At 44.2% G+C, this 4,859-nt stretch carries 6 protein-coding genes; 5 read left to right on the forward strand and 1 reads right to left on the reverse strand.

Annotated features, from left to right (window positions below):
• Positions 1-26 precede the first annotated feature (26 nt).
• Positions 27-410, reverse strand: coding sequence for a RidA family protein (locus VIP81_RS07400; protein WP_331957944.1), 384 nt, complete (start codon positions 408-410; stop codon positions 27-29).
• A 99-nt stretch (positions 411-509) separates the two neighbouring features.
• Between VIP81_RS07400 and VIP81_RS07405 the strand changes: the two genes are divergently transcribed.
• The 5 genes from VIP81_RS07405 (at position 510) to VIP81_RS07425 (ending at position 4,686) form a co-directional block, all read left to right on the forward strand.
• Positions 510-1,175, forward strand: a complete 666-nt coding sequence (locus VIP81_RS07405) for a 3-hydroxyacyl-CoA dehydrogenase family protein (RefSeq protein ID WP_331957946.1) — start codon at positions 510-512, stop codon at positions 1,173-1,175.
• Between the two features lie 8 nt (positions 1,176-1,183).
• Positions 1,184-1,861 (forward strand): tRNA (adenosine(37)-N6)-threonylcarbamoyltransferase complex dimerization subunit type 1 TsaB, encoded by a 678-nt coding sequence (gene tsaB, locus VIP81_RS07410; RefSeq protein ID WP_331957948.1) that lies wholly within the window; start codon positions 1,184-1,186, stop codon positions 1,859-1,861.
• 213 nt (positions 1,862-2,074) lie between these two features.
• Positions 2,075-2,434 (forward strand): ArsR/SmtB family transcription factor, encoded by a 360-nt coding sequence (locus tag VIP81_RS07415; RefSeq protein ID WP_012788619.1) that lies wholly within the window; start codon positions 2,075-2,077, stop codon positions 2,432-2,434.
• Positions 2,435-2,569: 135 nt separating this feature from the next.
• Positions 2,570-3,973: an MBL fold metallo-hydrolase gene (locus VIP81_RS07420; protein ID WP_331957968.1), complete on the forward strand. Its 1,404-nt coding sequence runs from the start codon at positions 2,570-2,572 to the stop codon at positions 3,971-3,973.
• 215 nt (positions 3,974-4,188) lie between these two features.
• Positions 4,189-4,686: a BON domain-containing protein gene (locus tag VIP81_RS07425; RefSeq protein ID WP_331957970.1), complete on the forward strand. Its 498-nt coding sequence runs from the start codon at positions 4,189-4,191 to the stop codon at positions 4,684-4,686.
• Positions 4,687-4,859 lie beyond the last annotated feature (173 nt).

A 4,859-nucleotide genomic window follows, 5' to 3' on the forward strand; every position in this document is an offset into this window, starting at 1 on the left:
AGTATAATCCTGAACAAAGACAAAAATCAAACACCTACCGCGATAACAGAAATCTCCACATCTACTCCTTTGGGTAATCCGGCTACCTGCACCGTTTCCCTGGCTGGGAAGTCGCTGGTAAAATAACTGCCATATACTTCATTCACCTGGGGGAATGTTTTCATATCTGTTAAGAAGATGGTTGTTTTTACCACGTGCTGAAAACCAAGACCAGCTTCGGTAAGAATGGCCTGCAGATTTTTCATTACCTGGTGGGTTTCATTTACGATACCTGATTGAATCAGTTCGCCGGAAGCCGGGTCCAGGGCTATCTGGCCGGACACATACAGCGTGTTACCCGCTTTCACAGATTGGTTATATGGCCCAATAGGAGCGGGCGCATTGGTGGTGTTAATGATTTGCTTTTCCATATGAACGAAAGTAAATAATAATTGAGAACGCGCAAATGTCTGGCAGGGCAGATGTGCTATAATTAATGATTCTTTATTAGGTTTGCCGAAATTTAACGCATGAATATCCTGGTAATAGCAGATGCGCAACGGCATGAAGAATTGCAGCAGAAGGGAATGGCCACGCATCATGACATACAATGGAAAACGAGCCTGGAAGAGGTTTTATCTCTTAAAGTATTTGACCTGGTGCTGGATCTCATTTTTGATGACCGGCCGGAACATGCCCTGATGTATGCAAAGAATCCGGGAATTCCGGTGTTGGCAGGTATGGTAAAAACATCCTTGTCCGACATCATGAACCAGTTTGCCTTTGAACAGGGATTCAATATCATGGGTTGTAATTTTTTACCGGGGTTTGTGAATATGCCGGTGATGGAAGTAACGGTGATGGATGAAGGACAAAAGGAAACGTTGGATAACATTATGTATAAACTGGGCTGGGAATATGCGCTGGTGGCGGATGTGGTAGGTATGGTGACTCCCCGGGTGGTATGTATGATTATTAATGAAGCCTATCTCACGGAACAGGAAGGAACGGCTTCCCGGGAAGATATAGACACTTCCATGCGTTTAGGTACCAACTATCCTTATGGTCCTTTTGAGTGGAGTGAGCGGATTGGCATCCTGCATGTATATGAAGTATTAAAGGCCATACACGATGTTACCGGTGATGACCGTTATGAAGTGGCAGCCTCTTTACAAACAGCGTACGAAGCGATTTAAATTTTTACATGGCACTTATACTGAATATAGATACCGCAACAACTACTGGCTCTGTGAGTCTTTCCCGTGATGGGCAAGTGTTGCAGACGTTGGTGAATGAAAAGCAGCAGGATCATGCTGCTACGATGATTTTATTTGTACAGCAGATATTGAAAGAACAGGGCATTTTGCCGGCGGCGCTGGATGCAGTGGCGGTGAGTGCAGGACCGGGTTCCTATACCGGATTAAGGGTAGGAGTGGCTACAGCAAAGGGTTTGTGCTATGCCTGGAACAAGCCGTTACTGGCTATTTCTACTTTGCAAATGATGGCGCAGGGATTAGTGGCTACTATAAAAGATGAGGATGCGTGGTATTGTCCTATGCTGGATGCGCGCAGACAGGAAGTATTTATGGGATTGTATGATGCCCGCTTACAAGAGCTGATGCCGCCACAGGCCATGATCCTGGAACCTTCTTCACTGGAGGAGCAGCTGGCAGAAAAGAAAATTTACTTTTTCGGTGACGGCAGTCCTAAGTGGGAACTGATGTTATCTTCGCATAAAAATGCTATTTTTGTAAAATATGTAATAAGTGCAGCGCATATGGCACCACTTTCAGCGCAGGCATTCAATAAAAAAATGTTCGTTGATCTGGCTTATTTCAGTCCATTCTACCTCAAGCCATTTTATTCTCCTCAAAAACCCTGACACATAACGTTGTTTTGTCATGGAAGAGTCAAATTACATCTAATTTGCACATATCCGACGGTTATATATGATAAAATAAGGTATGGAAATTTTTTTTATTGTGATAGATATTATATTTTTGTATAAATCGATTACCGCAATTGTTGTCTAACTGTTTGCGAGTACTGTCCGTTGATCCCTTTCATTTCATCATTTTTTTAAAACTATTATGCGATGGAAAAAACATTATTAACTACCTCTTCTAATACTCTTATTATTTCTAGAGGTACCAATGAAAAAGACCAGATCAAATTGGATTACATTGCCGTCAAGAAGGCTGCTATGGTTTTACGTGCTATCAACCATAAGCTGCGCCAGCAGATGATTAAGCTGCTGGAAGACCACAAAAAAATGACCGTGACAGAGATTTATGTGAAATTGCGTCTGGAACAATCGGTAGCATCGCAACATCTCGCCATTTTAAGGCGCGCAGGCATTGTAATTACAGAAAGAGATGGTAAGTTTATTCACTACACCATCAACAAGCAACGTATTGCTGAGGTGGCGAAGTTTGTGGAAGAACTTGTTGGTTAAAAGTATTGCTCCGTATTACCTACGGAAGAAGATTATATAAAAAAGTAGCCATAAGGGCTACTTTTTTATTTTGGTATAGATTTTATCCATATCTACACCTCCTGAGAAGTTGTAAATTTGTAAAAATCAAAAACCATGTTCGTAAAACAATTGTACACCAACTGTTTGTCGGAAGCGGCATACTTCATTGAATCTGAAGGAGTTGCCGTTGTGATAGACCCGTTACGTGATATCGAAGTTTATCTTGATCTGGCAAAAGAACGCAACGCAACCATTCAATACATTTTTGAAACGCATTTTCATGCAGACTTTGTTTCCGGGCATCTGGACCTCGCTGCAGCTACCGGCGCAAAAATCGTTTTTGGCCCCGATGCTGTGACCAACTTTGAAACTTATGTAGCTAAAGACAACGAAACATTCAAGATCGGCGCCCTTACTATGAAAGTATTGCATACGCCTGGCCATACCCTGGAATCTTCCTGCTACCTGCTGCTCGATGAAAAAGAACAGCCTTATGCCATATTTACCGGAGATACTTTATTTGTAGGAGATGTAGGCCGCCCGGATCTTTTCAGCGGTGACCTCACCAAAGAAGAACTCGCGGGTTACCTCTTTGATTCTCTCAACAACAAGATTAAAACATTACCTGATCAGGTGATAGTGTACCCTGCACATGGCCCTGGATCTGCCTGCGGCAAAAATCTGGGACCTAATACCTATAGCACCATCGGTGATGAAAAAGCCACCAACTACGCATTGCTGGCTACAGATAAAGAGAAATTCATTGAAGAAGTAACCAGTGGTTTAACCACCCCTCCATCTTACTTCCCTATCAATGCTAAAATAAACAAGGAAGGATACGACGCACTGAAAGCAGTGATGGAAAAGGCGATGCAGCCACTTTCTCCTGCTGAATTTAAGGCAAAAGGTCAGGCAGGTGCGCTGATCCTGGATACCCGTCCGGCTACCGAATTTGGTGATGGATTTGTTCCGGGCGCTATCAGCATCGGTTTGGAAGGACGCTTCGCGGAATGGGCGGGTAGCCTGTTACCGTTTGATCAGGACATTATCCTGGTTACGCCTATTGGCAAAGAAGAAGAAACCGTTGTGAGAATGGCCCGTGTGGGATTTGATAACGTTACCGGCTATCTGAATGGCGGCTACCCCGCATGGGAAGCAGCTGGCGAAGCCAAAGACTTAATCATCACAGTAGAAGCAGATGAACTGGCCATGGACCTGCCACACGATCCAAACCTGGTGATCCTTGACGTACGCAAACCAATTGAATATGCCGATGGTCACATCAAAAATGCCATCAACATTTCGTTGGGTGATATGATGGATCCAGGAAAATTAGGTGATCTCGAAGATAACTTTAACCTGTATGTTCATTGCCAGGGTGGTTATCGTAGTATCATCGCCTGCTCTATCATGAAAAAGGAAGGTATCCATAATTTGCGTAACGTAGACGGTGGCTTCGCTAAAATGAAGGACCAGAAAGGTTTGCAGGTAGTACAGGAGAAAACGGTGCTGAACTAAGCATTACGAACTAAATATATCATTACGGACTTGCGGATAGATAGTTTATCGGATATCATGTTCGATACTGTCTGTCAACAAGTCCGTAATTCGTTATGATCGTTATTCAGCTGCGCTGCCGTTGATCTCAGCAGCTTATCAGCTGTGCTTTGCTATCCTTCTTTTTGGCGATTCGCCGCGTATTTGTTAACTTCTTCTTACAAAATTGTTTGGGCATGACTACCAAAACCCTGGCAATAGCCTCCATACTCTCCATAGGCGCGTTTATATTCGCCTGTAAACCATCCGATGCAACGTTGAAAGCAGAAGTGAATGAAAAATTGAGCCTGGTTCCCGGCATCACTGCTGATGTGAAAAACGGTGTAGTGATTCTCACAGGAGAAGTAAGCGATGAAGTAGCTAAATCCGCTGCTGAGGAAGCTTTGAAAGGCGTGAGAGGAGTAAAGTCCGTACAGGATAATATCACCATAAAGGCGCCGTTGCCGCCGGAAGTACCTGAAGCGCCGGTGGCGGCGATCAATCCGGATGAAATACTTAAAAAGAGGCTGGACTCCGTGTATGCGGCCAACGGATTTACAAATGTTACCGTGACTATCGACAATGGAGAAGTAACACTCGATGGTACGGCTAAAAAGAAACAACTAAAGAAAGTGGCGCGGATCGCGCAACAGTTTGGCGCGAAGAAAGTAATGAATAATGTGAAAGCAAAATAGCGCGATTCCAGTGGCCGGGCGTGATGTGTTGCCTATGCACGAACCATTGCGGGTAACATCTCCCTAAAGCCTCCTAACAGCACCCTGGAATGATCTGCAGCGATACACGAACCATTGCGGGCAACATCTCCCTAAAGCCTCCTAACAGCACCCTGGAATGATCTGCAGCGATA

The organism is Chitinophaga sp. (assembly GCF_036566945.1).
GTDB lineage: Bacteria > Bacteroidota > Bacteroidia > Chitinophagales > Chitinophagaceae > Chitinophaga.